The organism is Pseudoalteromonas sp. SG43-3 (assembly GCF_014164385.1).
In the GTDB taxonomy this organism is placed as follows: Bacteria; Pseudomonadota; Gammaproteobacteria; order Enterobacterales; family Alteromonadaceae; genus Pseudoalteromonas; species Pseudoalteromonas distincta.
In genome coordinates, this window is record NZ_JACJFC010000008.1 from 89,298 (window position 1) to 114,275 (window position 24,978).

27 protein-coding genes are annotated in these 24,978 nt (G+C 39.5%); 16 read left to right on the forward strand and 11 right to left on the reverse strand.

Annotation, left to right across the window (positions count from 1 at the left end; all coding sequences use genetic code 11):
- Positions 1-183: 183 nt before the first annotated feature.
- The 15 genes from H5157_RS09265 (at position 184) to H5157_RS09335 (ending at position 13,109) form a co-directional block, all read left to right on the forward strand.
- Positions 184-2,976 carry a monovalent cation/H+ antiporter subunit A gene (locus tag H5157_RS09265; protein ID WP_024603510.1) on the forward strand — a complete coding sequence of 931 codons (2,793 nt, stop codon included), beginning with the start codon at positions 184-186 and terminating at the stop codon, positions 2,974-2,976.
- Positions 2,976-3,329, forward strand: a complete 354-nt coding sequence (locus tag H5157_RS09270; protein WP_010554685.1) for a Na+/H+ antiporter subunit C — start codon at positions 2,976-2,978, stop codon at positions 3,327-3,329. Before H5157_RS09265 ends, H5157_RS09270 begins: the two co-directional genes overlap by 1 nt.
- Positions 3,326-4,843, forward strand: a complete 1,518-nt coding sequence (locus tag H5157_RS09275) for a monovalent cation/H+ antiporter subunit D (protein ID WP_182724576.1) — start codon at positions 3,326-3,328, stop codon at positions 4,841-4,843. Before H5157_RS09270 ends, H5157_RS09275 begins: the two co-directional genes overlap by 4 nt.
- Positions 4,843-5,379, forward strand: a complete 537-nt coding sequence (locus H5157_RS09280) for a Na+/H+ antiporter subunit E (protein WP_002958499.1) — start codon at positions 4,843-4,845, stop codon at positions 5,377-5,379. The genes H5157_RS09275 and H5157_RS09280 overlap by 1 nt, the downstream gene beginning before the upstream one ends.
- Complete coding sequence (locus H5157_RS09285; protein ID WP_007378493.1) at positions 5,373-5,642, forward strand: K+/H+ antiporter subunit F; 270 nt, start codon at positions 5,373-5,375, stop codon at positions 5,640-5,642. Before H5157_RS09280 ends, H5157_RS09285 begins: the two co-directional genes overlap by 7 nt.
- A 9-nt stretch (positions 5,643-5,651) precedes the next feature.
- Complete coding sequence (locus tag H5157_RS09290) at positions 5,652-5,984, forward strand: Na+/H+ antiporter subunit G (RefSeq protein ID WP_002958501.1); 333 nt, start codon at positions 5,652-5,654, stop codon at positions 5,982-5,984.
- A 130-nt stretch (positions 5,985-6,114) separates the two neighbouring features.
- Positions 6,115-6,612: a DUF2059 domain-containing protein gene (locus H5157_RS09295; RefSeq protein ID WP_024595964.1), complete on the forward strand. Its 498-nt coding sequence runs from the start codon at positions 6,115-6,117 to the stop codon at positions 6,610-6,612.
- A gap of 508 nt (positions 6,613-7,120) precedes the next feature.
- Complete coding sequence (locus H5157_RS09300) at positions 7,121-7,564, forward strand: MerR family transcriptional regulator (protein ID WP_182693484.1); 444 nt, start codon at positions 7,121-7,123, stop codon at positions 7,562-7,564.
- Positions 7,554-9,800 (forward strand): heavy metal translocating P-type ATPase, encoded by a 2,247-nt coding sequence (locus H5157_RS09305; protein ID WP_182724577.1) that lies wholly within the window; start codon positions 7,554-7,556, stop codon positions 9,798-9,800. The genes H5157_RS09300 and H5157_RS09305 overlap by 11 nt, the downstream gene beginning before the upstream one ends.
- Positions 9,801-9,820: 20 nt before the next feature.
- Positions 9,821-10,174: a cupredoxin domain-containing protein gene (locus tag H5157_RS09310; protein ID WP_182724578.1), complete on the forward strand. Its 354-nt coding sequence runs from the start codon at positions 9,821-9,823 to the stop codon at positions 10,172-10,174.
- A gap of 69 nt (positions 10,175-10,243) precedes the next feature.
- Positions 10,244-10,459: a TIGR02450 family Trp-rich protein gene (locus H5157_RS09315; RefSeq protein WP_002958506.1), complete on the forward strand. Its 216-nt coding sequence runs from the start codon at positions 10,244-10,246 to the stop codon at positions 10,457-10,459.
- Between the two features lie 597 nt (positions 10,460-11,056).
- The gene (locus tag H5157_RS09320; protein WP_007585535.1) at positions 11,057-11,269 is read left to right on the forward strand and encodes a calmodulin; all 213 of its coding nucleotides are present in this window, start codon (positions 11,057-11,059) and stop codon (positions 11,267-11,269) included.
- A gap of 169 nt (positions 11,270-11,438) precedes the next feature.
- Positions 11,439-11,645, forward strand: coding sequence for a hypothetical protein (locus H5157_RS09325; RefSeq protein WP_007585537.1), 207 nt, complete (start codon positions 11,439-11,441; stop codon positions 11,643-11,645).
- 80 nt (positions 11,646-11,725) lie between these two features.
- On the forward strand, positions 11,726-11,941 hold the full coding sequence (locus H5157_RS09330; protein WP_024597051.1) for an EF-hand domain-containing protein: 216 nt from the start codon (positions 11,726-11,728) through the stop codon (positions 11,939-11,941).
- A 220-nt stretch (positions 11,942-12,161) separates the two neighbouring features.
- Entirely contained in the window at positions 12,162-13,109 is a 948-nt protein-coding gene (locus H5157_RS09335) for a PDC sensor domain-containing protein (RefSeq protein ID WP_024603579.1), read from the forward strand.
- Positions 13,110-13,145: 36 nt separating this feature from the next.
- On the opposite strand, the gene H5157_RS09340 is transcribed toward H5157_RS09335, so the two are convergent.
- Both H5157_RS09340 and H5157_RS09345 read right to left on the reverse strand, forming a co-directional pair.
- The gene (locus H5157_RS09340) at positions 13,146-14,765 is read right to left on the reverse strand and encodes a M28 family metallopeptidase (protein WP_182724579.1); all 1,620 of its coding nucleotides are present in this window, start codon (positions 14,763-14,765) and stop codon (positions 13,146-13,148) included.
- Between the two features lie 393 nt (positions 14,766-15,158).
- Positions 15,159-15,398, reverse strand: a complete 240-nt coding sequence (locus H5157_RS09345) for an RNA-binding protein (protein WP_002958513.1) — start codon at positions 15,396-15,398, stop codon at positions 15,159-15,161.
- 254 nt (positions 15,399-15,652) lie between these two features.
- Between H5157_RS09345 and H5157_RS09350 the strand changes: the two genes are divergently transcribed.
- Complete coding sequence (locus tag H5157_RS09350) at positions 15,653-16,939, forward strand: VCBS domain-containing protein (protein ID WP_182724580.1); 1,287 nt, start codon at positions 15,653-15,655, stop codon at positions 16,937-16,939.
- Positions 16,940-17,019: 80 nt separating this feature from the next.
- Here the strand turns inward: H5157_RS09350 and lipA are convergent, their stop codons facing one another.
- The 9 genes from lipA to rsfS all read right to left on the reverse strand — a co-directional run bounded on the left by lipA (position 17,020) and on the right by rsfS (position 24,941).
- The gene (lipA, locus tag H5157_RS09355; RefSeq protein ID WP_002958515.1) at positions 17,020-17,985 is read right to left on the reverse strand and encodes a lipoyl synthase; all 966 of its coding nucleotides are present in this window, start codon (positions 17,983-17,985) and stop codon (positions 17,020-17,022) included.
- The gene (lipB, locus tag H5157_RS09360; RefSeq protein ID WP_010554695.1) at positions 17,982-18,635 is read right to left on the reverse strand and encodes a lipoyl(octanoyl) transferase LipB; all 654 of its coding nucleotides are present in this window, start codon (positions 18,633-18,635) and stop codon (positions 17,982-17,984) included. The genes lipA and lipB overlap by 4 nt, the downstream gene beginning before the upstream one ends.
- A 19-nt stretch (positions 18,636-18,654) precedes the next feature.
- Complete coding sequence (ybeD, locus tag H5157_RS09365; protein ID WP_002958517.1) at positions 18,655-18,933, reverse strand: DUF493 family protein YbeD; 279 nt, start codon at positions 18,931-18,933, stop codon at positions 18,655-18,657.
- 174 nt (positions 18,934-19,107) lie between these two features.
- Positions 19,108-20,271, reverse strand: coding sequence for a serine hydrolase (locus H5157_RS09370; RefSeq protein ID WP_002958518.1), 1,164 nt, complete (start codon positions 20,269-20,271; stop codon positions 19,108-19,110).
- Between the two features lie 99 nt (positions 20,272-20,370).
- The gene (locus tag H5157_RS09375; RefSeq protein ID WP_182695326.1) at positions 20,371-21,135 is read right to left on the reverse strand and encodes a septal ring lytic transglycosylase RlpA family protein; all 765 of its coding nucleotides are present in this window, start codon (positions 21,133-21,135) and stop codon (positions 20,371-20,373) included.
- Complete coding sequence (gene rodA, locus H5157_RS09380) at positions 21,135-22,241, reverse strand: rod shape-determining protein RodA (RefSeq protein ID WP_002958520.1); 1,107 nt, start codon at positions 22,239-22,241, stop codon at positions 21,135-21,137. Before rodA ends, H5157_RS09375 begins: the two co-directional genes overlap by 1 nt.
- A complete protein-coding gene (gene mrdA, locus H5157_RS09385) occupies positions 22,238-24,106 on the reverse strand; it encodes a penicillin-binding protein 2 (protein ID WP_154903378.1) in 1,869 nt (622 codons plus the stop codon). The genes rodA and mrdA overlap by 4 nt, the downstream gene beginning before the upstream one ends.
- Before the next feature lie 9 nt (positions 24,107-24,115).
- The gene (gene rlmH, locus H5157_RS09390) at positions 24,116-24,586 is read right to left on the reverse strand and encodes a 23S rRNA (pseudouridine(1915)-N(3))-methyltransferase RlmH (protein WP_002958522.1); all 471 of its coding nucleotides are present in this window, start codon (positions 24,584-24,586) and stop codon (positions 24,116-24,118) included.
- Between the two features lie 37 nt (positions 24,587-24,623).
- A complete protein-coding gene (gene rsfS, locus H5157_RS09395; RefSeq protein ID WP_002958523.1) occupies positions 24,624-24,941 on the reverse strand; it encodes a ribosome silencing factor in 318 nt (105 codons plus the stop codon).
- Positions 24,942-24,978 lie beyond the last annotated feature (37 nt).

Consider the following 24,978-nt stretch of genomic DNA (forward strand, 5'->3'; position numbering starts at 1 on the left):
GCTTAATAAATTGTTAGTTCATGTTTAAAAAACACCCATACAGAACCGCTTTTTATAGACAAAATCAGTGTTTTTCAGTATAACTATAGTCATTAATGTCGTTTAAAAACAGGCAGTAAAAGCATCCCTTAGTATTAAAAAGAGATGCCCTGATAAACTTATGATTATAAAAGGCCCTACATTATGACTTTGCTCTGGATACCCTTGTTATCCTTAATTGGCAGTGTTATTTCTGCATGCACAGGTAAGTTATCCCGCAATTTAAGCACTAGTTTAACGGCTCTTGCGCCTTTAACGGCTTTGGGAATAACTTTATACCATGCACCTGCAGTTTTAGCGGGCGAAACCATTCGTTACTCTTTCGCTTGGATCCCGTCAATAGGGCTAGACCTATCTCTGCGGTTAGACGGCCTCAGTTTATTGTTTATGTTTATGATTTTAGGCATAGGCTTGCTCGTTATCCTCTACACGCGTTACTACCTCAGTGCCAACGACTCAATGGCTAAGTTATATAGTTATTTAATGCTGTTTATGACCGCAATGCTTGGCATTGTTATGTCTAACAATGTTATTCAGCTGTGGTTGTTTTGGGAATTAACGAGCATCAGCTCATTTTTATTAATTAGTTTTTGGTGGCATAAGTCTGAAGCGCGAAAGGGTGCTCGTATGGCTCTTGCTGTAACAGGCGCGGGCGGCTTAGCGTTACTTGCAGGCTTAATGCTATTAGGTGATATTGTTGGTAGTTATGACCTAGATGTTATCCTAGCGAGTAAAGCGATAATTCAATCTCACGATTTATACGAAGTAGCATTAGTATTGGTGCTATTGGGTGCGTTTACTAAATCGGCACAATTTCCATTTCATTTTTGGCTTCCTCATGCAATGGCAGCGCCTACGCCAGTGAGCGCGTATTTACATTCTGCAACCATGGTAAAAGCCGGTATATTTTTATTAGCACGTTTTCATCCTGCTTTAGCTGGCACCGATACGTGGTTCTTACTTGTTGGGTTAACAGGTTTAGCTACGCTGTTGTTTGGTGCTTACATAGCATTATTCAAACACGATTTAAAAGGATTGTTAGCTTACTCAACAATAAGCCATTTGGGTTTAATAACGCTATTACTCGGGCTTGATACTGAGCTTGCGACTGTTGCTGCTATATTTCATATAATTAACCATGCAACGTTTAAAGCGTCGTTATTTATGGCCGTTGGTATTATCGATCATGAAACAGGCACGCGTGATATGCGTAAATTAAATGGTATGTGGCGATACTTACCATACACTGCAACGCTTGCAATGGTCGCGGCGGCTGCAATGGCAGGGGTTCCATTGCTTAATGGTTTCTTGTCTAAAGAGATGTTTTTTGCAGAAACGCTGCATCAGCAAGTGCTTGGTTCTATGTCGTGGTTAATTCCAGTACTGGCAACGGTTGCAGGTGCATTAGCTGTTGCGTACTCCGCACGCTTTATTCATGACGTGTTCTTTAATGGTGAGCCAATCGATTTACCTCGCACGCCGCACGAACCGCCACGTTATATGCGTGTACCAATAGAAATATTAGTCGTGATTTGTTTACTAGTGGGTATGTTCCCACACTTTACAATTGATGGCATTTTATCTGCGGCGTCTTTAGCTGTACTTGGAAAAGAAATGCCAGTTTACGAATTGGCTATTTGGCACGGGTTTAACTTGCCTCTATTAATGAGTGCAATGGCGATTGCTGGCGGTTTATTTATTTATATTAATCGTAAATATCTATTTCAGTTTCAAGCGTCATTACCACCTTTAAATGCTAAAAAAACCTTTGAACGTGTAATTTTAAGTGTTGTTGCTTGGTGTCAGTCAAAGGTAAGCAGTATCGAAAATGGATCGCTGCAGCGCTACCTAGTAATTATGTTAGCGGTAGTCTTACTGTGTGCCGGTTGGCCATTATTTGAAATGCAACAACTTGCTGGCAGCATGCCACTTACCCCTGTTGATGTGCACAATGCAATTGGTGCGGGCTTATTGATTATTGGTGCTCTTGCTACCGTTATTTGGCATCGCTCTCGAATGGTATCGTTGTTAATGCTCTCAATCGTAGGGTTAATGGTATCGGTTGTATTCACACGCTTTTCTGCTCCTGATTTAGCACTTACACAGTTAACTGTTGAGGTTGTTACTATTATTTTACTTATGCTGGCATTGTTTTTCTTGCCCCAGCATACGCCAAAAGAATCAAGTTCATTACGCGTACTTCGAGATTTAGGAATTGCCTCTACGTTAGGTGTAGTTATAGCGAGTATCTGTTATGCATTACTTACACGTCCATTAGATTCAATCTCAGACTTCTTTATTGCTAACGCTAAAATTGGTGGCGGTGGTACTAATGTAGTTAACGTTATTTTAGTCGACTTTAGGGGCTTTGATACGCTTGGTGAAATTACCGTATTAGGCATTGCCGCATTAGGTATATTTAAAGTACTTTCTCGAATCCCATTATTTATGCCAGCAAGTGACAGCGAAGGGCGCCCATGGGCACGAGAGCGCCATCCAATCTTACTGGCGAGTATTTCACAAAGTTTATTACCGCTTGCGTTATTGGTTTCTGCATATATTTTCTTACGCGGACATAACTTACCTGGCGGTGGCTTTATTGCTGGACTGGTAACGTCAATCGCGTTTATTTTGCAATACATGGCGCATGGTACAGCATGGATAAACGGACGTTTTGATGTTAATTATCGTAAAATCATAGCTTCAGGCATTGGTATTTCACTGTTCACTGGTGTGGGTAGCTGGTTCTTTGATAAGCCATTTTTAACAACTTGGTTTGACTACTTTGATATTCCGTTTGTCGGTAAAACAGAGCTTGCCAGCGCGATTGCATTTGACCTAGGTGTTTACTTAACGGTTGTAGGCGCTACGCTAATGATTTTGGCAAGCTTAGGTAATATGACGGCAGATACCCAGAAAAAAGAGGTAAATATTTAATGGAATTATTGTACGCATCTTGCGTTGGAGTATTGGTCAGTTGCGGTGTGTTTTTACTGCTAAGAGCTCGTACGTTTCCTGTAGTACTTGGGCTTACTATGATTTCATATGCTGTTAACTTATTTTTGTTTTCAGCAGGTCGTCTTACTATTAATAAAGCGGTAGTGCTTGGTACTGGTACAGAATACGCCGATCCTCTACCTCAAGCTTTAGTGCTTACAGCTATTGTTATTGGTTTTGCGATGACCGCATTCGTGGTTATTTTGGCAATACGTGGACGCGCCGATTTAGGTAGCGACCATGTTGATGGTTATGTGCCCAACACCTCTGCAGATAATAAGGAGCAAAAATGATCCAACATTTAGCTTCGCTCCCTATTTTATTACCTATGCTGACGGCTGTTATTTTATTGCTGCCACCATGTGGTAAAAGCGTTAAAATTCGCCGCTTAGTTTCAATTGTAATGGCAATAGCTACTTTTGCCATTAGTGTGCTTTTACTTGTACATGTTAATAATACAGGTATTAACGTTTACGCTATTGGTAATTGGTCTGCACCATTTGGAATAGTCTTAGTAGCAGATATGTTGTCTACCTTATTGGTTACGTTAACTTCATTTTTAGGTTTGGGCGCTATTTTATATGGTAGTGCTGGCGATGATGAAAAAGGCAGCTTTTATCACCCACTTGTTCACTTTTTGATATTAGGTGTAAATGGCGCGTTTTTAACTGGCGATTTATTTAACCTATTTGTATTTTTTGAAGTGCTACTGATTGCATCTTATGCATTGTTAATGCACGCAGGTGATAAACAAAATACTCGCGCGGCATTGCAATATGTAATATTGAATTTAGTTGGCTCAAGCGTATTTTTAATTGGTTTGGGTATTTTGTACGGTGTGCTTGGTACGCTTAATATTGCAGATATGACGCAAAAGGTATCACTACTTACAGGTGATGATGTATATCTAGCAAAAGCAGGCGGCTTACTGCTATTAATAGTATTTGCTTTAAAAGGCGCACTATTACCTCTGCATTTATGGCTTCCAAATACTTACGCAAGTGCTAAACCTGTGGTTGCTGCATTGTTTGCGATTATGACTAAAGTAGGCGTTTACGCTATGCTTCGTGTTTATACGGTGATATTTGGTGAACAAGCCGGAGCGCTTGAACACATGGCGCAGCCTTGGCTTTGGGGCTTAGCAATTGCGACCATTATAGTAGGTGCAATTGGTGTGATGGCAGCACAAGACTTACGTAAACTCACCTCTAACTTAGTATTAGTATCGGTAGGTACGCTGGTTGCGCTAATAGCATTGCAAAATGTAAATGCCACTGCTGCACTTTTATATTATTTAGTGCATTCAACACTTGTTAGTGCCGCACTATTTTTACTAGCAGACTTAGTTTCAATCCAGCGCGGTAAAGTTGGCGATAGACTAGTAGCAGGTCGCTCTGTAAAACAGCCATTTTTATTAGGTGTGTGCTTTATTATTGCCTCTTTAACGGTAGTTGGTATGCCACCACTGTCAGGCTTTGTAGGTAAAATTTGGATACTTAAAGCGACATTAAACAGTGAGCAAGCTTTACTATTTTGGCCAGTATATTTAGTAACAAGTTTTGCGTTGTTAGTTGCGCTTTCGCGCGCTGGCACAACTTTGTTCTGGGAGCATAGAAGCAAAAGTAACGAAAATGCCGATTGTGCAAGTGCACACCCGTTGCAGGTAACTGTAATTATAGCTTTACTTGCATGTTCGCCATTACTCGTTATTTTGGGCGGACCAATAAGTGAATATATGCTAAATGCTGCTACTCAGTTACATGATCTAAGCGGCGGTATTAATGCTGTACTTAAAGGAGGCATGTGATGAGATTACAAGCCCGTTTTCGTTGGTTACCAACGCCATTTCGTAGCTTATTTTTGTTTATGGTTTGGTTATTGTTAAACAATAGCGTATCGGTAGGGCACTTAGTATTAGCGACTATTTTTGCGATACTTATCCCTATTTTAAGTTTTTCGTTTCGAGACCCTCAGCCACTGATTTTAAAGCCAGGCTTGGCGCTTAAGCAGTTACTTATAGTGCTGTACGATATTGTTGTTGCAAATTTACAAGTGGCTTTACTTATACTTGGACCATCAAAAAAATTGCGTCCGGCATTTATAAAAGTACCGATAGATTTAACACACGACATGCCAATTACCATATTGGCCAGCTGTGTATCGCTTACACCTGGTACTGTGAGTGCAGAGGTTTATCCAATTGCTGAGTCGTTACCTGAAGGTGAAGAGCCAACGCAACGCTACTTATTAATACATGTGCTTGACCTTAAAGATGAAGAAGCACTTATCAAACAAATAAAACAACGCTACGAAGCTCCACTAAAGGAGATATTTCAATGTTAGATACTGTATTACTCATTGTTTTTTCGATGATTGGCTTATCATTATTGCTTAACTTATGGCGATTGATCATCGGTCCGTCAGTGCCTGACCGTGTTTTAGCGCTCGATACTATGTACATTAACGTCATCGCACTGATTATTTTATACAGCATTAGTATGGATACAGGGCTTTATTTTGAAGCTGCACTGCTTATTGCCATGCTAGGTTTTATAAGTACGGTTGCAGTGTGTAAGTATTTACTACGTGGCGATATAATTGAATAAGGTGAAAACATGATCAGCGAATGGGTTGTATCAATATTATTGTTATTTGGTGGTACGTTTATTTTAATTGGCTCAATAGGTTTAATTAAACTACCTGACTTTTTTATGCGTTTACATGGACCAACTAAAGCAACTACCTTGGGCATGGCGAGTATGTTAATTGCGGCTATGGTTTATTTTGCAAGTTCAGAGCATGGTCTAAGTGTTAAAGAAATACTCATTACTATATTTTTACTAATTACAGCACCGATTAGTGGTTACATGCTAATAAAGTCAGCTATTCATCATAAGCTAAAAGCCAAAGAAGGCACTAAAGGCCTAGATAATGTAGAAGACGACTAACGCAAAAAGTAATTTATAAAAGGCCGAATAAATTCATTTTATTCGGCCTTTTTAATGATTGCTTGTACCCTTTACAATACAAACTATTCATGTGACTATAAATTAATTATTTATATGAAAGGATATTATTATGGGTAAAGTACTACTTTTATCATTACTGATTTTTTCTAGTAGTTTATATGCTGAACAAAATACTAAGCAGCAAAAAATAGATGAACTCATTAGTGTAATGAATTTAGATTCAATGGTTGATTCTATGTACGGCCAGGTTGAAGGTATGATGAAAGGCATGTCAGACCAAATGGGTGTTAAGCCTTCTGAGCAAGCAATTTTTGATAAGTACTACGGCGACATGACGACGGTATTAAAAACTGAGATGAGTTGGGCTAAAATGCAGCCAATGATGGTCAATGTATACGACAAGCATTTTAGTGAGCAAGAAATTGCCGATATGTTAGCGTTTTATAAAACAGATACAGGGCAAAAAATACTCGAAAAAATGCCTGTTGTAATGCAAGAGTCTATGCAAATGTCACAAAGCTTAATGAAAGATGCTATGCCTAAAATACAAACTTTGGCGCAGCAACTAAGCGACGAATTAGAGCAAAGCCGTAGCGAATCAAACTAGGGCAGCGCATGTTTGGTATTTATGCTGCGTTATCGCCTGTTTATGGGGGATAACCACACAACATAGGCTCTGCCTTGCCTAAAGACCAAACAGTCTGCATAAATTAAATCACCAATGATCAACACGCCCTTAGATTAATACGCGCCTTACTTAGGCGCTTCTCTGCTAAATTACATCCCCTTCAGATAATACACGGCCAATATCAGCTTAAGTTAATTATGTTTGTGTCATTATGCCAATGAGCAACAATACTTAATCAATTTGAGGGATTAAGTACGGCGCTAACTGCATAAAACATTTTTTATATACGACTGCATGAATGCAGGGGCAATTAATAATAACAACTAAATAACGAAACCTTTGCCTTGTTATCCACTCGATTTATTGTCTTAAATAGAGCACTTAATTAAGCCAATTAGTATTATTTTGTTAGTTTTAAAATAGCCATTGACCTATGTGTTGCACCTAGGTTTATTATGAAGCTATTGAAACACGACGGAGTTAAATTATGTATGTTAAACAACTCGCCAAGTTAATGGGCGTGACTGCAGATACTGTTCGTCATTACACACGAATTGGGTTACTTCATCCAATACGCAGTGAAGAAAATGGTTATCAAGAATATACAAAGCAAGACCAGCAGCGTTTAAAGTTTATTATTAGCTCTCGTCAACTTGGTTTTTCACTCAAAGATATTCAACAAATTATAGGCGAGTCTGAGCAGGGGAATTGTCCTTGTCCGTTAACGCGTAAACTCATTACTAAACGCCTAGAAGAAACCGAAGCACTATTTCAAGAAACATTAAAATTACGAAATAGAATGCATGCAGCTCTGGCGCAATGGGATACATCAGCCGATGGTGCAAATGCCAGTGACGTGTGTAGTTTAATAGAATCTTTTGTTGATCCAATAAACGATTCTGCAAATAAGGAGCAGCGTAATGACGACTAATACAAAAGACACCGCGCAAAACTTTATTATTGAAGGCGCTAATTGCGGCAGTTGTGTGGCTAAAATTGAAAAAGCCCTTAATAGCGTGCAAGGTGCGCAAAATGTAGAAATGAACTTTGCACAGCGTACAGTACGTGTAGAAGGTAAAGCCCGCGAAAGCACGCTTATTAAAGCAGTCGAAAACATTGGTTATTCAGCTAAGCCAATGAGTAATGAGTCTGATCAAGATGCACTTGATGAAAAAGCAAAATCGGACGAGGCACATTACAAAAAGCTAATGCGTCATATGATATTAGCGTTAGGAGTCGGTGCACCGTTAATGATATACGGGCTTATTTTTGATATGAGTGTGACCACCGACACACAACGAATAGCCTGGTTTTTAGTGGGTATAGTCACGCTTGTGGTTATGGCTATATCAGGTAAGCAATTTTACAACGGTGCTTGGCAGGCATTTAAAAACCATGCTGCCAATATGGATACATTAATAGCGCTTGGTACAGGTACTGCGTGGTTGTATTCAATGTTCGTAGTAATAGCACCAAACTTATTACCACAAGTCGCAAGGCACGTATATTTTGAAGCATCATCGATGATCATCGGTTTAATTAGTTTAGGGCTCGCTTTTGAAGTAAAAGCACGTGGGCGCACCTCACAAGCAATTAAACGCTTAATTGGCCTGCAACCAAAAACTGCACGCGTTATTCGCGATGGTCAAGAGCAAGACATCGACATTAGTGATGTTGTAAAAAATGATGAAGTACGCGTACGCCCGGGTGAAAAAATCCCTGTGGATGGCGATGTTATTGAAGGCAGCAGTACGGTTGATGAGTCAATGCTTACTGGTGAGCCAATGGCTGTAAGCAAAAAAACGGGCGACAAAGTCGTTGCCGGAAGTATTAATAAAAGTGGCACTTTCTTATTTAAAGCCACGCACATTGGTAGCGAAACCACACTTGCCAATATTATCAATATGGTAAAGCGTGCACAAAACTCAAAGCCATCAATAGGGCGCTTAGCTGATGTTATATCAGGAATATTTGTACCAACAGTCATGATTATTGCGGTGCTTGCAGGCCTTGCATGGTTAAACTTTGGACCTGAGCCATCAATTGCTTATGCCGTTGTTGCGGTTACCACTGTACTTATTATTGCTTGTCCTTGTGCGCTAGGACTCGCAACCCCTATGTCGGTTATGGTGGGTATTGGTAAAGCTGCAGAGTCAGGAATATTAATTCGAAATGGTGAGTCGCTGCAAACAACATCTAAAATCACCACCATGATTTTAGATAAAACAGGCACTATTACTCAAGGCACACCGCAAGTTACCGATGTAGTTACCTTTAATAACAGTGATGAAAATACAGTAATGCAACTTGTTGCAAGCCTTGAAAGTAGCTCAGAGCATCCACTAGCCCAAGCAATTACGGCACACGCTAAAAAGCAGGGCTTAGCTTTAAGTAAAGTAGCCGACTTTAATGCAATTACAGGTAAAGGTGTCACTGGCAGTGTTGACGGGCAAACATTGTTGTTTGGCAATAAAGCGCTAATGGATAAATACAACGTGGCCGTTGATGATACAATCGAGCAAGCTCAAACACTTGCCAGTGATGCTAAAACGCCCATGTATTTTGCAAGTAATAATAAGCTCCACGCTATTATTGCAGTAGCCGATCCAATTAAAGAGGATTCAGTTGAAGCTATTAAACGCCTGCAAGATAAAGGTATCCACCTAGTTATGCTAACAGGTGACAACAAAGCCACTGCACAAGCCGTTGCTAAACAAGTTGGTATTGATGACTTTATTGCAGAAGTAATGCCCGATGATAAAGTAAACGAAGTAACAAAACGCCAAGCAAATGGTGAAATAGTGGGTATGACAGGTGATGGTATTAACGATGCTCCCGCACTTGCACAAGCCGACGTAGGATTTGCAATTGGTACAGGTACCGATGTTGCAATAGAAAGTGCAGACATTACCTTAATGCGTGGTTCATTACATGGCCTTGCTGATGCAATTGCAGTGAGTAATGCAACTATTTCAAATATTAAACAAAACCTATTTGGTGCCTTTATTTATAACGTGGCGGGTATTCCGATTGCAGCCGGCGTGTTGTATCCATTTTTTGGCATCCTACTTAACCCTGTTGTTGCAGGTGCAGCTATGGCACTTTCATCGCTTACAGTGGTAAGTAACGCTAATCGCTTACGTTTTTTCAAACCAAATAAATCGTAATTTAAGCTAAGGAGTACATTATGTTGATGATTAATATAGGTGGTGCACTGTTAATAGCTGCAATTATTTATTGGTTTTGGCTATACAAACCAGAGCAAACACAAAGTGATGACAACAAAGAAACGATAGTCGTTGATAACGGTGTTTATAAGCCAGGACACATTAAAGTGGCAGCCAACAAAGAGGTTGTACTTACCTTTGATAGAAAAGACAGCGCGCCGTGCGCCGAAACAGTGGTATTTCCACAGCTTGATATAAGTAAAACGCTGGCAATGGGTGATGGCAATACGGTTAAACTACCTGCGCTTGAAGCCGGTGAATACGACTTTCATTGCCAAATGCAAATGTACAAAGGCAAGCTAGTTGCGCAGTAGTCTGAACTAAGTAGGTGTTGGGGTCGTATAGTTGCCTATATAAGCTATGAGTAGGAGTGGTTACATTAAATGAATAAACTAAACCCTAAAAAATTATTGAATAGTAAATGGACCGCAACACCTGCTATAAATAAAGAAAAACACTTCATTATTGTTGAGGTGGAATTTGATGAAGACGGCAATGTAATTGAATGTATTACTGAGGCTGTTATGTCAAAAAATCAATATCCAATTAGTTGGCGAGATTTAAAAGATAACCAAAAGTGGCTGCAAGGGTGGAAGTAGTTGAAATCTACATAATTTACCTCACTCCAATAGCTGGCACGCGATGTAGGTTTGCTTAATTTAAGCAAACCTACATTTTACAGCGCATTAAACTATGAGTTGAATGCTACAACTTAGCTTTAGCATTGAAACCTTCCTAGATAAATTCGCCATTTGGCAACAAAACAGTTAATTTCAAAATATCTTTCCAAAATTTTTATAATAAATTTCAAAAACAATATAACTTACTGATTGTAAATAAATTAATTATTTAATAGCCGCAAATAAATCCTATGTAATTTCCATGTTCATATTCAGTTTATTTTGAAGGCTAACCTAAACGCCCCCTTATTGGCTTTTTAGCAAAAGTGTGTCTTTTTAATTAAACTTAACCAATTGATTTATAATGGTTTATTATTTTTAGTTAAATGGCTGTTGCTAAATAGCAACAATAACACCTCCCCAAATTAAGCTTTTCTCGCTTTATATCATTTAACTCATTGTTTTTAAATAATAAATAAAAAGTGGCACCGAAGTTGTAATACCTACAGTGTATTAAGCAAAACGTGATGAAAGCCAAAGGCCTTAATCGCAACAACCCAATGAAGGAATACTATTATGAAAACATTTCAATCAACATTAGTACTAATGGCGCTAGCTTCTTCATCAGCGGCTTTTGCAGCAACAGATTTTGATACGCTAGACGTAGATGGTAATGGCGCAATCAGCCAAGCCGAAGCTTCAGTAGATGCTGAGCTTTTAAGCAAATTTGAAGAACTCGATACAAACCAAGATGGTGAGCTATCTGAAGATGAGTTTTCTAAGGCCTAAAATTAAAGCCTTAAGCAGTTAATGCTCTGTGATGTTATCTAAATTCTGAGTTGCCAAAGACAACCTAAGTAGGCAAGGGAGCCTACTAAAAAGAATAACCAGGAAGTGACTAGAGAGCACTATAGAGCAAATTTATTTAGGACACCGCATACTTTTGAAGGATTAAATTATGAAAAAGCTACAATCAACATTTGTACTTATGGCTATTGTTTCTTCGTCAGTAGTATTTGCAAACACAGACTTTGAAACACGCGATGCAGACGACAACGCTTCAATTAGTCGCTCTGAAGAATCGGTGCAAGTGATAGAGCAATTTGATGAGCTGAATGTTCAAAGTAGCGGTGGTCCGACAGAAAATGATTTTTTTGAATATTAATTTATAGACACTTTACTCCTAAAGGATCTTTGAAAAGGACTTCTTACCCCTAATCAGGCTCAAAGCCTAAGGAAACGATTATGAAAACATTACACAAAACTTTAGCTCTTGTAGCCCTAGCTTCTTCTTCAGCGGCGTTTGCTGCGGTAGATTTTGATTCTTTTGATACAGATGGCGACGGCGTAATTAGCAAAACAGAAGCCCAAGTAAACTCGCAACTAGTACAGCTTTTTGATCAATTAGATACAGATGGTAATGGCGAGTTATCTAAAGAAGAGTTTTCGAAGGTTCAGTAATAAGCTCTATGTAGAACCTTACCAGTCATACTCACAAAGCAGCTAAGTAATTAATACTTAGCTGCTTTTTTGTGCATTTAATTTAATATATTACTATTTAGTCACCAAAGTAGTGCAAAACTTGAGTTTGAATAGTGTCAAGTTACTGATTGTTAAGTTATTTTATTGTTGGTTTTAAACTTGCAAATCTATTTATAACTTAGGTTAATGAGTATTTAAAATGGCGCGAATGAGTTATATCAGTAGTGTTGAGCGCTACCACGAATATGAGCATGTAATACACAGTTTACTTGAATCTATTTTAATGAGTATTGAGGACGGATTAACTAAAGAACGTGATACTCGCTATCTGATTAAGCAGTACCCATTTTTAGAATTACAATATTGTTTAAATGCAGAAGGTTTGCAGCAGGGTAATAACGTCTGCTTTAAACGCGCATACAGCAAAAAATTAGGTGAAAGTGGTAATCAACAAGATTTAAGTGAGCGACCCTATTTTTTGAACGCTAAAGCAAGTGATAAAGTGTGCTTTACTGATCCCTATATTTCTATAGCGACTAACCATTTATGTATATCGGCGATTAAAGAGCTAAAAAAACCAATTAATAATCAACATTACTTGGTTGTTGATGTGAGCTTGACGCAGCTTATTGAGTTTGTAATGGGTGATACTGCGCGCGCTAATATGTCGCCTTACTTCAAGGCGGGTTACGGTATTATTGTGGCGTGCTTATTTTGCTTAGTATTATTTTTACTAAATATCGTTTTTAGTGATATATACGCTCTATTAACTCATGTAGATACCTCATCAGACCCACTTGAACCCTTTAGCATCATTATTTACATCACCTTGGCATTGGCAGTATTTGATTTAGGTAAAACAATACTCGAAGAAGAAATCCTGATGCATAAGGATATTTTTAGGCACTCGTCTACGCGGCGCACTATTACACGATTTATCTCTACTGTGTTGATTGCTATATCAATTGAGGCGCTGTTAACTATGTTTAAAGCGGCGTTGGGGCAATCGGAATATTTAATGCCTGCCATAGCGATGATGCTGGCAGTGGTAGGGCTTTTAATTGCACTGGCTATTTATGTTTATTTAGGGGCAAAGGCCGAAACGCTATTAATGCGCGCTCGTTTAAAACAAAAATCCTCCAAGTAGGAGGATTTTTATATTACATAACTATTTAATAGCTATTTATTGCTTATCTTGCGCGCGTTTGGCTTTAAAGTCAGACTCGCTCGTCCACTTTGGCCAATCGCCATTATTTGCAAGCTGTGTGGCTATATCAACAATAAGATTTATATCTTGCTTAACACCACCTAACGACCAACCAGCTGAGTAGTCGTCTGCTTCTTTATGGTATTTATGCGCAATGTACTCAGGGTCGGTATCACCCAGACTCATAAATAATAAACTAGGCACGCCTTGCTTAGAAAGCGAGAAATGATCTGATCTAAAAAACAAACCATTTTGCGGGCGAGGATCCATTTTAACAACACGGCCTTGTGATTTTGCAGCCTTTGCTAAATAGTTTTCCATTGTCGATAAATCTTTACCGTATTGTAAAATGTAGTCAGTGCCATCAAGCACGTTCATGCCATCAATATTTAATAAACCGACCATTTGTTTTGTAGGTACAACCGCACCCGATGCAAACTCTTCAGAACCAATTAACCCTGTTTCTTCTGCTGTAAAGTTAGCAAAAATAATTGAGCGTTTAAATGGTTTTTGCTTGTTCATTTTGCTCATTATACGTGCTATTTCAAGCGTGGCTGCAGTGCCTGAAGCGTTATCTACTGCGCCATTATAAATCTTAGGGCCAGTATCAGTTTGTTTAGTACCAAAGTGGTCCCAGTGAGCGCTAATAACAACGTATTCGTCAGGTGATTCGCTACCTGTAATTTGTGCAACTACGTTATGCGATTTGGCATGTGATACTTCGTTTTTAAAGGCAAGGTTTGCTTTTAAGTTAAGTGGCGTCGCTTTAAAGTCATTATTTAATGCTGCTTGTTTTAAATCTTGATAGTTAAGCTTTGCGGCGTTAAACATTTGCTCGGTCGCATCAAGTGTTAGCCAGCCCATAACCGGTAATTTAGACGCGTTTAAATTGTTATCCATTAACGTGTATTTAGTGCCGGTGTTTGAACTTTCAACTACGCCCCAAGGATATGCCGCAGGCGCGGTTTCATGAACAATAAATACAGCCTTTGCACCTTGGCGAGCGGCTTCTTCATATTTATAAGTCCAACGACCGTAGTAGGTCATTGCATTACCAGTAAAAAGGGCGTCGTTTTGAGTAGCAAAGCCTGGATCGTTAACTAGCACAACCACAGTTTTACCAGTTACATCAATATTTTTATAGTCATTCCAGTTATATTCTGGTGCATTAATACCATAGCCAACAAATACAACGTCAGAATTGCGTACATCAATTAATGGCTGAAGTTGCTCGGTACGTGCGGTAAAGTCTTTACCAGATTCAAAGCTTAAATCACCTACCTTTAACTGCATATCCTGATTAGCTGTCACCATTGCCATTTTTACAGGCTGTAAGTATTTACCTTTATAAGCACCGGTTAAACCCAGCGCTTTATATTGCTCGCTTAAGTAGCCTACGGTTTTTACTTCACCATGAGTAAGCGGGCCTCGGCCTTCAAAGTCATCAGAGGCTAGCGTTTTAATATGCTGTTTAATATTGCTAAGGCTTACACCTGCTGTATTTTCTAATGGAGTTTGTTCGCTTGCAGGCTCTGAGCAGCCAAAGAGTGCAACTAGCAAGCTTAGGCTAGCGCTTTTTAAAAGAGTAGATGCCATAGTCTTCATATTGTTATTTAATTAGGCTTTCAATATAAAGGAAGCACCGCAGCGATGTCGAATTTTTATAGAGAACTTTTCATTCAATTGCAGATTGATATTATAAGGCGTATAAATAACGAACAATCTAAAGGAGCACATAATGAGCCAATGTAAAAAAGTGGGTATTTATAGCTAGTGGCATTGCATTTTTTGCTGCTGCAATATTAGCTGAGCAGGAGACATTTTTTGTGCTGTCTGCTTCTTTTATAATACTGGGCACTATAAGTATAAAAAAAGCGATTTAATAACCGCTTAGTTTTTTTAGCTAAATATAAAGCTTAAATACAATACTTGGCACTAAAAGCAAAAAACCAGCATTAGCTGGTTTTTTTGCATAGGTTGCAGTTAGCTTTATGCGTCTGCAAGTTTTACGCGGATCTTACTTTTATCAACAGTAGATTGGTTAAGTGCAGTAATTGCGCTTTTACTTTCTATGTCGTTTGGCATTTCTACAAAGGCAAAACCTTTAGATTGGCCAGTTTCTTTATCAAGTACCAAGTTACAGGTAGTCACTTTACCGTGCTCTGCAAATAAAGTACGAAGCTCATGCTCAGTGGTAGCACGAGACAAGTTACGAACTAATAGTTTCATAATGAACCTAAATAATTATGTCAGTATTAATTATCTCAAGTAACTCAGGTTTAACCTAATTTTATTTTAAAACAAATATAAATAAACACTCTATAGAAATAATTTTTTGTATCACTATGAAAATAATAGATTTTATATTAAATTTAAAATATCAGTAAATTGGTAATGTTAATTGGTAATTGAATTGTGGTTATTTGTACAATAAATTGGTAAATTCATATTTAATTAACTTACTATTAACCGCAGAACTACTCATGTCTAAATATACCCTTAAACCCTGTAATACAGTTACAGCTATACTTCTATCTTGTTTAGTTACTGGTTGTGGCAGCTCAGGCTCCGATCCTACGGTGCAAAATAATGAAGCGATTTCTTCACAAACTCCTGCAACAATTGGTGGTAACACTCTAGGTGAAGTTATTAGCGATAGTAATGATGCAATAACAGGCTCGTTAACTATTACGGATCAACAATCAGGTGAAGCTGCTTTTGTAGCACAAGAAAATAGCGCTACAAGCTATGGTTTTTTTAGCTTAAATGCTGGTGGAGATTGGTCATACACACTTGACGATTTAAACGCTTCAATAACATCTTTAAGTGAAGGTGAAACACTACAAGATACAATAACAGTAAACTCTGTAGATGGTACCAGCGCACAAATTATCATAACAATTGTAGGTGCACCAATAGCTCAAGCTGATGGCTTTGAGAAAATATCACACGTTTTATTGCAATCAGATGGCGTTAATTCGGGGCTTGACGCATACACACTTATTGAAAATGCCTTCGGCGAAGGGTCAATTGAATCTCCAGACTTATATGCTGGCAATCATGAAAGTGTTGTCCATATTCTTGAAGATACCGATACGATAATTGGTAACCATTTTGTCTTTTTAGCTCACCGAGATGATGACCAAGATAAAGACAAAGGCGTAAGTGATAGACAACGTAACGAAATAAAAACCTACGATAAATCCCCACAAGAAACACTGGCGTTTGAGGGTGAGACATTTCAATATAGCTGGAAATTTAAAGTAAGCAGCGAGCTTGAGCTTACGAGTAAGTTTAGCCATTTTTTTCAAATAAAAGCTCGAAATGACAACAACGATAATACTAATGGCAACGACGACCAGCCTATTATTACGCTCTCTGGGGCACAAAAAAACAGTACAGGTAATCAGCTGCAAGTGCGATATAGTGCAGGCTTTGATGAAAACGGTAACAGCACAGGGCTTGATAAAAACCTCATTGAAACCGACTGGTCACTCATTACAGATGAATGGGTCGAGGTATTTGTACAAGCTACATTTAGTGAAAATGGCAAGTTTGATATGACGTTAACGCGCTTAAGCGATAATGCAGAGATATTTAATATAAGCGAGCAAAACATAGATATGTGGCGCGGCTTTAGTGATGCTGATTTTGCTCGTCCTAAGTGGGGAATATACCGCTCAATTGTTGAAACCGACAGCCTTCGAGTTGATGAAGAACGTGTTAGGTTTGCTGATTTTTCTATTACAAAAGGTAAGATAGCGCAGTAAGCTATTTTATTAATTAGCATGAAAAAGCCGTTAATGATTATGCATCATTAACGGCTTTTTTAATTTTTTGATAAAAGTGGTTATTTTACTTCTTTACCCGCTGCTTGTTGATCCGCATGGTAGCTTGAACGTACAAACGGGCCAGAAGCCGCGTGAGTAAAGCCAATTTCGTCTGCATACGCTTTTAAGCCGTCAAACTCTACTGGTGGCACGTAGCGCTTAACCGGTAAGTGATGCTTAGAAGGTTGTAGGTATTGGCCTACAGTTAGCATGTCAACGTTGTGAGCACGTAAATCGCGAAGTACTTCTTCAATTTCGCTAATTTCCTCACCTAAACCAACCATTAAGCCTGATTTAGTTTTTACTTCTGGGTGAGCTTCTTTAAAGCGACGAAGTAATTCTAAAGACCATTTATAGTCAGCACCTGGACGAGCTAGTTTGTATAAACGTGGCGCAGTTTCAAGATTGTGGTTAAACACATCTGGTGGCGTCTCGATTAATATCTCTAGTGCGCGGTCCATACGGCCACGAAAGTCAGGTACTAAAATTTCGATAGTGATAGTTGGATTATGTTTACGAATCTCGCGAATACAATCGGCAAAATGCTGTGCACCACCATCACGTAAATCATCACGATCAACTGAAGTGATTACAACGTAGCTTAGCTTCATATCTTTAATAGTAAGTGCTAGCTTTTCAGGTTCAGTGGCATCAGGTTTTAATGGGCGACCGTGAGCAACATCACAAAATGGGCAACGACGAGTACAAATAGCACCTAAAATCATAAAGGTAGCTGTACCGTGGTTAAAACATTCAGATAGGTTAGGGCACGAAGCTTCTTCACATACCGAGTGTAAGCCATGCTTACGTAGCGCTTTTTTAATACCGTCAATACGATCGGTTGATTTAGGTAAGCGAATTTTTAACCATTCTGGCTTACGCAACATTTCAGTTTTTTCTGTAGGTAAAACTTTTACTGGGATCAACGCCATTTTTTCTGCGTCGCGTAGTTTTACACCTGGTTCCATTTTGACTGGTTTATTCATTCGTTTTCAAACCCTTCAGTATGCTTAACCTGTGTTGCATTAAGCTTCTTGATCATGTGTTTCACCAATCCTTCACCCGCACTTTCTAGGTTTTGAGGACCATCTAATTCTTTAGTTTGCACCATATTCATGCCCGCATAACCACATGGGTTAATGCGTAAAAATGGACTTAGGTCCATGTTAACATTTAATGCTAAGCCATGAAACGAGCAACCACGACGAACCCTTAAACCAAGGGATGCAATTTTACTGTCATTAACGTATACACCTGGTGCATCAGCTTTAGCATAAGCTTCAATACCATACTCGGCGAGTGATTCAATAATGCACTCTTCAAGCCAAGTAACCAGTTCACGTACACCAATCTTTAAACGACGTAGATTAAATAATACATACATCATTTGCTGGCCTGGGCCGTGGTAAGTTACTTGCCCGCCACGGTCAACTTTAATCACCTCAATGTCGCCAGGAGCTAGTAAGTGTTCGTCCTTACCAGCCTGACCTTGGGTGAATACACTCTCGTGCTCTACAAGCCAAATTTCATCTGGCGTATTTTCATCACGGGTGTCGGTAAAGTCCTGCATTTTTTGCCAAATTGGCATATAACGCTGACGACCCAGTTGGCGTACGATCAAAGTGTTTTCGTTCACAACAAATCTCAACTATGGATTAAAGCATGTGGCGTACGTCATCAATATTGCTGATCACGTTGTAAATTTCTTCAATGTGTTTGCCACTAGTAACTGTTGCTACAAGGCTTACTGACTCGTAATTACCTTTGCTGCTTGGTTTTACTTTAGGGGCGTAATCGCCAGGTGCTATTGGTTGTAACTTAGCTAAAATTTGATCAGTTAAGTTTACGTTAGCTAAACCCATTATTCTGAATGTAAATGGGCAAGGGTACTCTAGGTACTCATCAAATTTAGTATCTTTAACAGGTTGAACCACGACGGTGACTCCTCATACAAAAGTGTGGACTCTATGCAAGCTTGAAGCTTAATACAGATAGGCAATTAGCAGTCTTGCTTATATGGGGCGCATTCTAACATTTTTCAAGCAAAAAAAAACGCCTCACAGTGGAGACGTTTAAATTAGTTACCTAGTTAATAGGGGAGATATAAATTACTGCATGATCTGTAAGCGTAAGTAATCATAAATTTTGCTAAAGAAGCTGCCTTCTTCCACTTCTTCAAGTGTAACTAGTGGGTATTGAGCAATATCTTCGCCCTCTAGTTGTAAGAATAACGTACCTACTTTAGTACCTTTAGCAAGTGGTGCTTCAAGCGTATTATCTAGCTCAAAGTTAGCTTTAAGGTTTTTATGCTGACCACGTGGTATAGTAATTGGTGTATCTTCTAAAATACCTAAAGATACGTTCTCTTTGTTACCCATCCAAATACGTTGTTCTGCAAAGCTATCGCCTGCTTTGTACGGAGTAATTGTTTCATAAAAACGAAAACCATAGTTAAGTAGCTTTTTACTTTCTACTTTACGAGCTCGTTCGCTTGAGGTACCCATAACAACAGCAATTAAACGCATATCGTTTTTAGTTGCTGAGGTAACTAGGCTGTAACCAGCTTCTGATGTATGCCCTGTTTTAATGCCGTCAACATCTAAGCTTTCATCCCATAATAATGAGTTACGGTTGTATTGCTTAATGCCGTTATAAGTAAACGATTTTTGCTTATAAAGTGCATATTCATCTGGCACATCACGAATAAGAGCAGCACCAAGTGTCGCCATATCGCGTGGAGTTGTGAAGTGCTCGTCAGTATCAAGGCCGTGGCTGTTGATAAAGTGACTGTTGCTCATACCTAATTTAGCAGCATGGGCATTCATTAAATCAGCAAATGCGCTTTCGCTTCCAGCAATATGCTCAGCCATTGCTACACATGCATCATTACCTGATTGAATAATAATACCGTGGTTAAGCTCATCAACACTAATTTGTTTACCTACTTCAATAAACATCTTTGAAGATTCTGGAAAGTTTTTAGCCCATGCTTTTTCGCTTACCGTTACCATATCGGTAGTGGCAATATTACCTGCTTTAATTTCAGTACCAATTACATAACTGGTCATCATTTTAGTTAAACTTGCAGGTGCTAGCTGTGTATCGGCTTCACCTTCAGCAATAACTTTACCTGTTGTAAAGTCGACTAAAAAATAACCTTTCGCATTAACTTGAGGTGGTGCCGGAATAATTTGGGCGCTGGCTGAGAATACGGCGGCTGTACAAACTAGGCCGCATACACCTTTGAGGATTTTATGTTTAATAGATTTCATCATACTCATTAATGGTTAAAGTTAAAGATTCGCGTTACGCCATTTTATACCCAAACTACCCCGAGATGCGAGCATCTTGGGCTGGTTTGGGTATTAGTCTTACTGAGTGTAAAGCAAGAACGCGTTTTGAAATTGATTTTGTTTTAATTTTTTTAATACTTCGTCTGCATGAGGGGTGTCTTTTATTGGCCCTAAATGCAATCTGTAAATATCGTCTTTTTGCACAATATTTGTTGGTAATTTGTATTGCTCTCGCAATGTGCTGGCAAGTGCTTCAATATTAGCAAGTGTACTACCTGCAGCTACCTGAATATAGGTTTGACGCGCAGTTGCGCCCGCAAGCGTAACGGCCTCTAGCTTAACCTTTGCTGTACCATGGGTGTAGTAGCCAAGCTTATAAGCGGCTGCGTACGAAAGATCAATTATTCTATCGTCATGAAATGGGCCACGGTCGTTCACGCGTACGATTACCGATTTACCATTTGCTGTATTGGTTACTTTAACAAAGCTAGGTAGTGGCAGCGTTTTATGCGCTGCGGTCATGGCAAACATATCATACGTTTCACCATTTGAGGTGTGATAACCATGAAATTTACGACCATACCAAGAGGCAATGCCTTCCTCACTATAACCCGTCTCATCAAGCATGGGCGAATAGCTTTTACCAAGCACTGTGTATGGGCGGCTAGCGCTAGCACTTTTAGTGGTTTCGGTAACTATAGCGTCTTGCATCTCAAGTGTAGTTGGAGCTCTTAATGGCGCTGCATCATGACGCATACTATAACGGCTACTTGGCCCACTACTACAAGCACTTAAAAGTAAAATTAATAATGTAGTAAATATAAACTGATTTGTGTGTCGCATTATTTTAAAAGCATCCTTTTATCTGTCGCGATTGACATAATAATGCCAAATCCTGCCATTAACGTCACCATCGATGTACCACCATAACTAATCAGTGGTAGTGGTACGCCTACAACAGGTAATAAACCCGATACCATGCCTATGTTTACGAATACATATACAAAAAAGGTGAGGGTGAGTGCGCCTGCGAGCAATTTACCAAATGCATCTTGTGCATTAACAGCAATGTATAAACCACGACCAATAATAAATAAGTACAGGCTAAGTAAAACACATACGCCGAATAAGCCAAATTCTTCGCTTAAAACCGAAAATATAAAGTCGGTGTGGCGCTCTGGCAAAAACTCTAATTGCGATTGTGTACCAAGCAACCAGCCTTTACCTTCTATGCCGCCAGATCCAATAGCAATTTTCGATTGAATAATATGATAACCCGAACCAAGCGGATCGCTCTCAGGATCTAAAAAGGTGAGTACACGTTGTTTTTGATAATCGTGCATACCGTAGTGCCAAAATGGCCATGCAGCAAGCGCTACAATCGAGCTTAAAAAGCCTATTAAACGCCAACTCAAACCAGACAAAAATAATACAAATATACCTGAGCTTGCAATAAGTATAGCGGTACCTAAATCGGGTTGTTCTTTAATTAATAATGTAGGGAGCATTACAATCATAAAACCAATAATTAAGTGTAGCGGGCGAGGTGGTAAGTGGTTTCTACCTATATACCAAGCTACCATCATCGGGACAGCCAACTTCATTAATTCTGCAGGTTGAAACCGTGTCACCCCTAAATTGAGCCAACGCTGCGCACCTTTTGAGCTTACACCAAATAAAAGTACACCGACTAGCATTAATAACCCAACACAATAAAGTGGGATCACTAGCCGCTTTAACGTGGCAGGCGAAAACTGGGCTAAAACAATCATAGCAACAATCGCACCGCCCATGCGGGTCATATGCCTAATCATCATAGAAGACTCTTGCCCGCTTGCGCTGTAAACAACCATTATGCTGCCAGCCATCATTATAAGTAGTGCAATAAGCAGCGGTAGGTCGAGGTGCATACGCATCCAAATAGAGCGTTTATCGTGCAAAGCGGTCATGGTGTCTCGTTCCTTGCAAGATTAACAGGGTTGGCTGCAAAGTAGTAATCCATAAGTTGGCGAGCTATTTGAATGCCGCCGTGGTTGTTTTCTAATACAACAGAAACCACAATTTTAGGATCGCTATAAGGTGCAAAGCCTACATAAATTGTATTATCGCGTTGGCGCTCTTTAAGAGATTCTGCATCGTAACGCTCACCTTGGGCAATACTAACTACTTGCGCGGTACCGGTTTTACCAGCCGAGTCGTAGTTAGTCCCTTTAAATGCTTTGTGGGCTGTGCCTGATATTTTTTGTACTGTATTATGCATTGCATCTAACGATACTTGCCAATGGCGCGGATCTTTTAAAATAACAGGAGGTTTTTCTTCGTTGTTAATTTGCGTTATGTCGCTATCTTTTTTTATTACTTGCACCAAATGAGGGGGATGATTAATACCACGATTAACTAATATGTTAGTTGCATTTGCAATTTGAATTGGTGTGGCAGTCCAGTAACCTTGGCCAATGCCTACCGAAATAGTATCACCAGGCCACCAAGACTCTTTAAAGCGTCCTTCTTTCCATTCTTTTGAAGGTAGAATAGCAGTAGTTTCTTCGTGAATATCAATACCTGACAAATCACCGTAGCCAAAACGGGCCATAAAATCGCTTATTTTAGTAATGCCTAATCGATAAGCCGCATCGTAAAAATAGGTATCGCACGACTCTTCAATGGCTTTGTATACATCTACATGACCATGGCCCCAACGTTTCCAGTCACGCCATTTATGCTCTACGTTTCGTATTTCAAAAAAGCCTGGATCCCACATTGATGTTGTTTCATTTACTATATTTTCTTCAAGCGCTAATACAGCCATTAAGGGCTTTACCGTAGAGGCCGGCGCATAACGACCTTGCGTAGTACGGTTTATTAATGGCCGGTCTTGGTTAAGCAGCGCTTTATAATTTTTGCTGCTAATGCCGTGTACAAATAAGTTTGGATCGTAACTTGGGTTTGAATAAAGTGCCAGCACGCCGCCATCTTTGGCGTCCATAACTACAACAGCGCCACGCATATCTTTAAGCGCATGTTGTGCTATTTGTTGCAAGCCCACGTCTAAAGTAAGTACTAGGTCGCTACCAGGTTGCGGTTGGGTCATGCTCAGGGTGCGTATTACACGGCCACGGTTATTAACTTCTACCCGTTGTGAGCCTACTTTACCGTGCAGTGTTTCTTCGTAATATTTTTCTATGCCGAGTTTGCCAATGTCGTGCGTAGCGCGGTAATTGGTTGCACGGTCTTCTTGTTCTAATTGGTTTAGCTCTTTTCTATTAAGCTTGGCAACGTAACCGAGCGCATGCGTTAGTGTGTCGCCAAATGGGTAGTAGCGTGCAAGGCGTGCCTCAATGCTAAAACCAGGGAATTTATGTTGATTAACCGAAAATTTCGCCACTTCTGTTTCGTCTAAGCGAGCTTTTAATACTTGTGATTTAAAACGACGGGTGTGTTTTATATCTTTTAAGAAGTCTTGTTTGTCTTGCTCTGTAATCGCAATTATTTTACTTATTTGATCAAGCGATTCGTCAAGGTCGTCTACCTCTTCGGGGATGACCTCAAGGTTGTAAACAGGTTTGTTTTCAGCAAGTAGCACACCGTTACGGTCGTAAATTAAACCACGGTTGGGTGCAATAGGAATAACTTTAATACGATTATCGTTGGAGCGGGTTTGGTAGTCTTGGTGATCTTCGACCTGAATAGTATAAAGATTAGAAAGCAATACTGCGACTAATCCTAATACAAAAACAAAACCCACGAATGCTCGCCTAGCAAATAAGTTTGCTTCTGCGGAGTGGTCACGAATAGTGGGTCTATGTTTTAGCATGGCAAGGGGTTACTCGCGATGATAAGGATGGTTGTTATTTAAGCTCCAGCCTCGGTAAAGGCTCTCTGCAACAATTATACGCACCAAAGGATGCGGCAATGTTAGATTAGATAACGACCATTTTTGCTCAGACGCTGCAATACACTCTGGAGCAAGTCCTTCAGGTCCGCCAATAAGTAAACTTACATCGCGGCCATCGAGTTGCCATTTTTCCATATTTTTAGCAAGTTGGTGAGTATCGAGTGCTTTCCCTGTTACCTCTAACGTTACAATACGATTGCCTTTTGGAATAGCCGCTAATGTTTTTTCACCTTCAATGTGTAAAATACGCTTTATATCTGCATTTTTACCACGTTTACCGGCTGGAATTTCGATTAACTCTAGCGCCATATCCTTAGGGAAACGGCGCTGATATTCTGCAAATCCCGTTTCTACCCATGCTGGCATTTTAGTACCAACAGCAATCATTTGTATTTTCACGTATTACTTCCAAGCATTGTCTAAAATGAGTGAGCGTTTAGCCCCACAGTTTTTCTAGATCGTAATAGCTACGTGCTTCGTTTTGCATCACGTGTACAACCACATCACCTAAATCAACCAGTGCCCATTCGCCGTCGCCTTCACCTTCATAACCTAGTGGCTCTGAATCTGCATGACGCGCTTCTTTTGCTAAGTGATCGGCAATTGACTGTACGTGGCGTTTAGAAGTACCAGAACAAATTACCATGTAATCTGTAATATCTGATGTTTCAGTTACGTCAATATGAACGATGTCACGCGCTTTCATATCGTCAATTTTGTCCATAGCAAAGGCGAGTAGTTGTTTTGAATCCAAGGTTTTGTCTCAATTTAAAAATTTAATGGCGCGCATT

Bases quoted from the DNA above. Each gene is read 5' to 3' on its own strand.
- H5157_RS09265 (WP_024603510.1), top strand. From the start codon at position 184: ATGACTTTGCTCTGGATACCCTTGTTATCCTTAATTGGCAGTGTTATT.
- H5157_RS09270 (WP_010554685.1), top strand. From the start codon at position 2,976: ATGGAATTATTGTACGCATCTTGCGTTGGAGTATTGGTCAGTTGCGGT.
- H5157_RS09275 (WP_182724576.1), top strand. From the start codon at position 3,326: ATGATCCAACATTTAGCTTCGCTCCCTATTTTATTACCTATGCTGACG.
- H5157_RS09280 (WP_002958499.1), top strand. From the start codon at position 4,843: ATGAGATTACAAGCCCGTTTTCGTTGGTTACCAACGCCATTTCGTAGC.
- H5157_RS09285 (WP_007378493.1), top strand. From the start codon at position 5,373: ATGTTAGATACTGTATTACTCATTGTTTTTTCGATGATTGGCTTATCA.
- H5157_RS09290 (WP_002958501.1), top strand. From the start codon at position 5,652: ATGATCAGCGAATGGGTTGTATCAATATTATTGTTATTTGGTGGTACG.
- H5157_RS09295 (WP_024595964.1), top strand. From the start codon at position 6,115: ATGGGTAAAGTACTACTTTTATCATTACTGATTTTTTCTAGTAGTTTA.
- H5157_RS09300 (WP_182693484.1), top strand. From the start codon at position 7,121: ATGTATGTTAAACAACTCGCCAAGTTAATGGGCGTGACTGCAGATACT.
- H5157_RS09305 (WP_182724577.1), top strand. From the start codon at position 7,554: ATGACGACTAATACAAAAGACACCGCGCAAAACTTTATTATTGAAGGC.
- H5157_RS09310 (WP_182724578.1), top strand. From the start codon at position 9,821: ATGTTGATGATTAATATAGGTGGTGCACTGTTAATAGCTGCAATTATT.
- H5157_RS09315 (WP_002958506.1), top strand. From the start codon at position 10,244: ATGAATAAACTAAACCCTAAAAAATTATTGAATAGTAAATGGACCGCA.
- H5157_RS09320 (WP_007585535.1), top strand. From the start codon at position 11,057: ATGAAAACATTTCAATCAACATTAGTACTAATGGCGCTAGCTTCTTCA.
- H5157_RS09325 (WP_007585537.1), top strand. From the start codon at position 11,439: ATGAAAAAGCTACAATCAACATTTGTACTTATGGCTATTGTTTCTTCG.
- H5157_RS09330 (WP_024597051.1), top strand. From the start codon at position 11,726: ATGAAAACATTACACAAAACTTTAGCTCTTGTAGCCCTAGCTTCTTCT.
- H5157_RS09335 (WP_024603579.1), top strand. From the start codon at position 12,162: ATGGCGCGAATGAGTTATATCAGTAGTGTTGAGCGCTACCACGAATAT.
- H5157_RS09340 (WP_182724579.1), bottom strand. From the start codon at position 14,765: ATGGCATCTACTCTTTTAAAAAGCGCTAGCCTAAGCTTGCTAGTTGCA.
- H5157_RS09345 (WP_002958513.1), bottom strand. From the start codon at position 15,398: ATGAAACTATTAGTTCGTAACTTGTCTCGTGCTACCACTGAGCATGAG.
- H5157_RS09350 (WP_182724580.1), top strand. From the start codon at position 15,653: ATGTCTAAATATACCCTTAAACCCTGTAATACAGTTACAGCTATACTT.
- lipA (WP_002958515.1), bottom strand. From the start codon at position 17,985: ATGAATAAACCAGTCAAAATGGAACCAGGTGTAAAACTACGCGACGCA.
- H5157_RS09370 (WP_002958518.1), bottom strand. From the start codon at position 20,271: ATGAAATCTATTAAACATAAAATCCTCAAAGGTGTATGCGGCCTAGTT.
- H5157_RS09375 (WP_182695326.1), bottom strand. From the start codon at position 21,135: ATGCGACACACAAATCAGTTTATATTTACTACATTATTAATTTTACTT.
- rodA (WP_002958520.1), bottom strand. From the start codon at position 22,241: ATGACCGCTTTGCACGATAAACGCTCTATTTGGATGCGTATGCACCTC.
- mrdA (WP_154903378.1), bottom strand. From the start codon at position 24,106: ATGCTAAAACATAGACCCACTATTCGTGACCACTCCGCAGAAGCAAAC.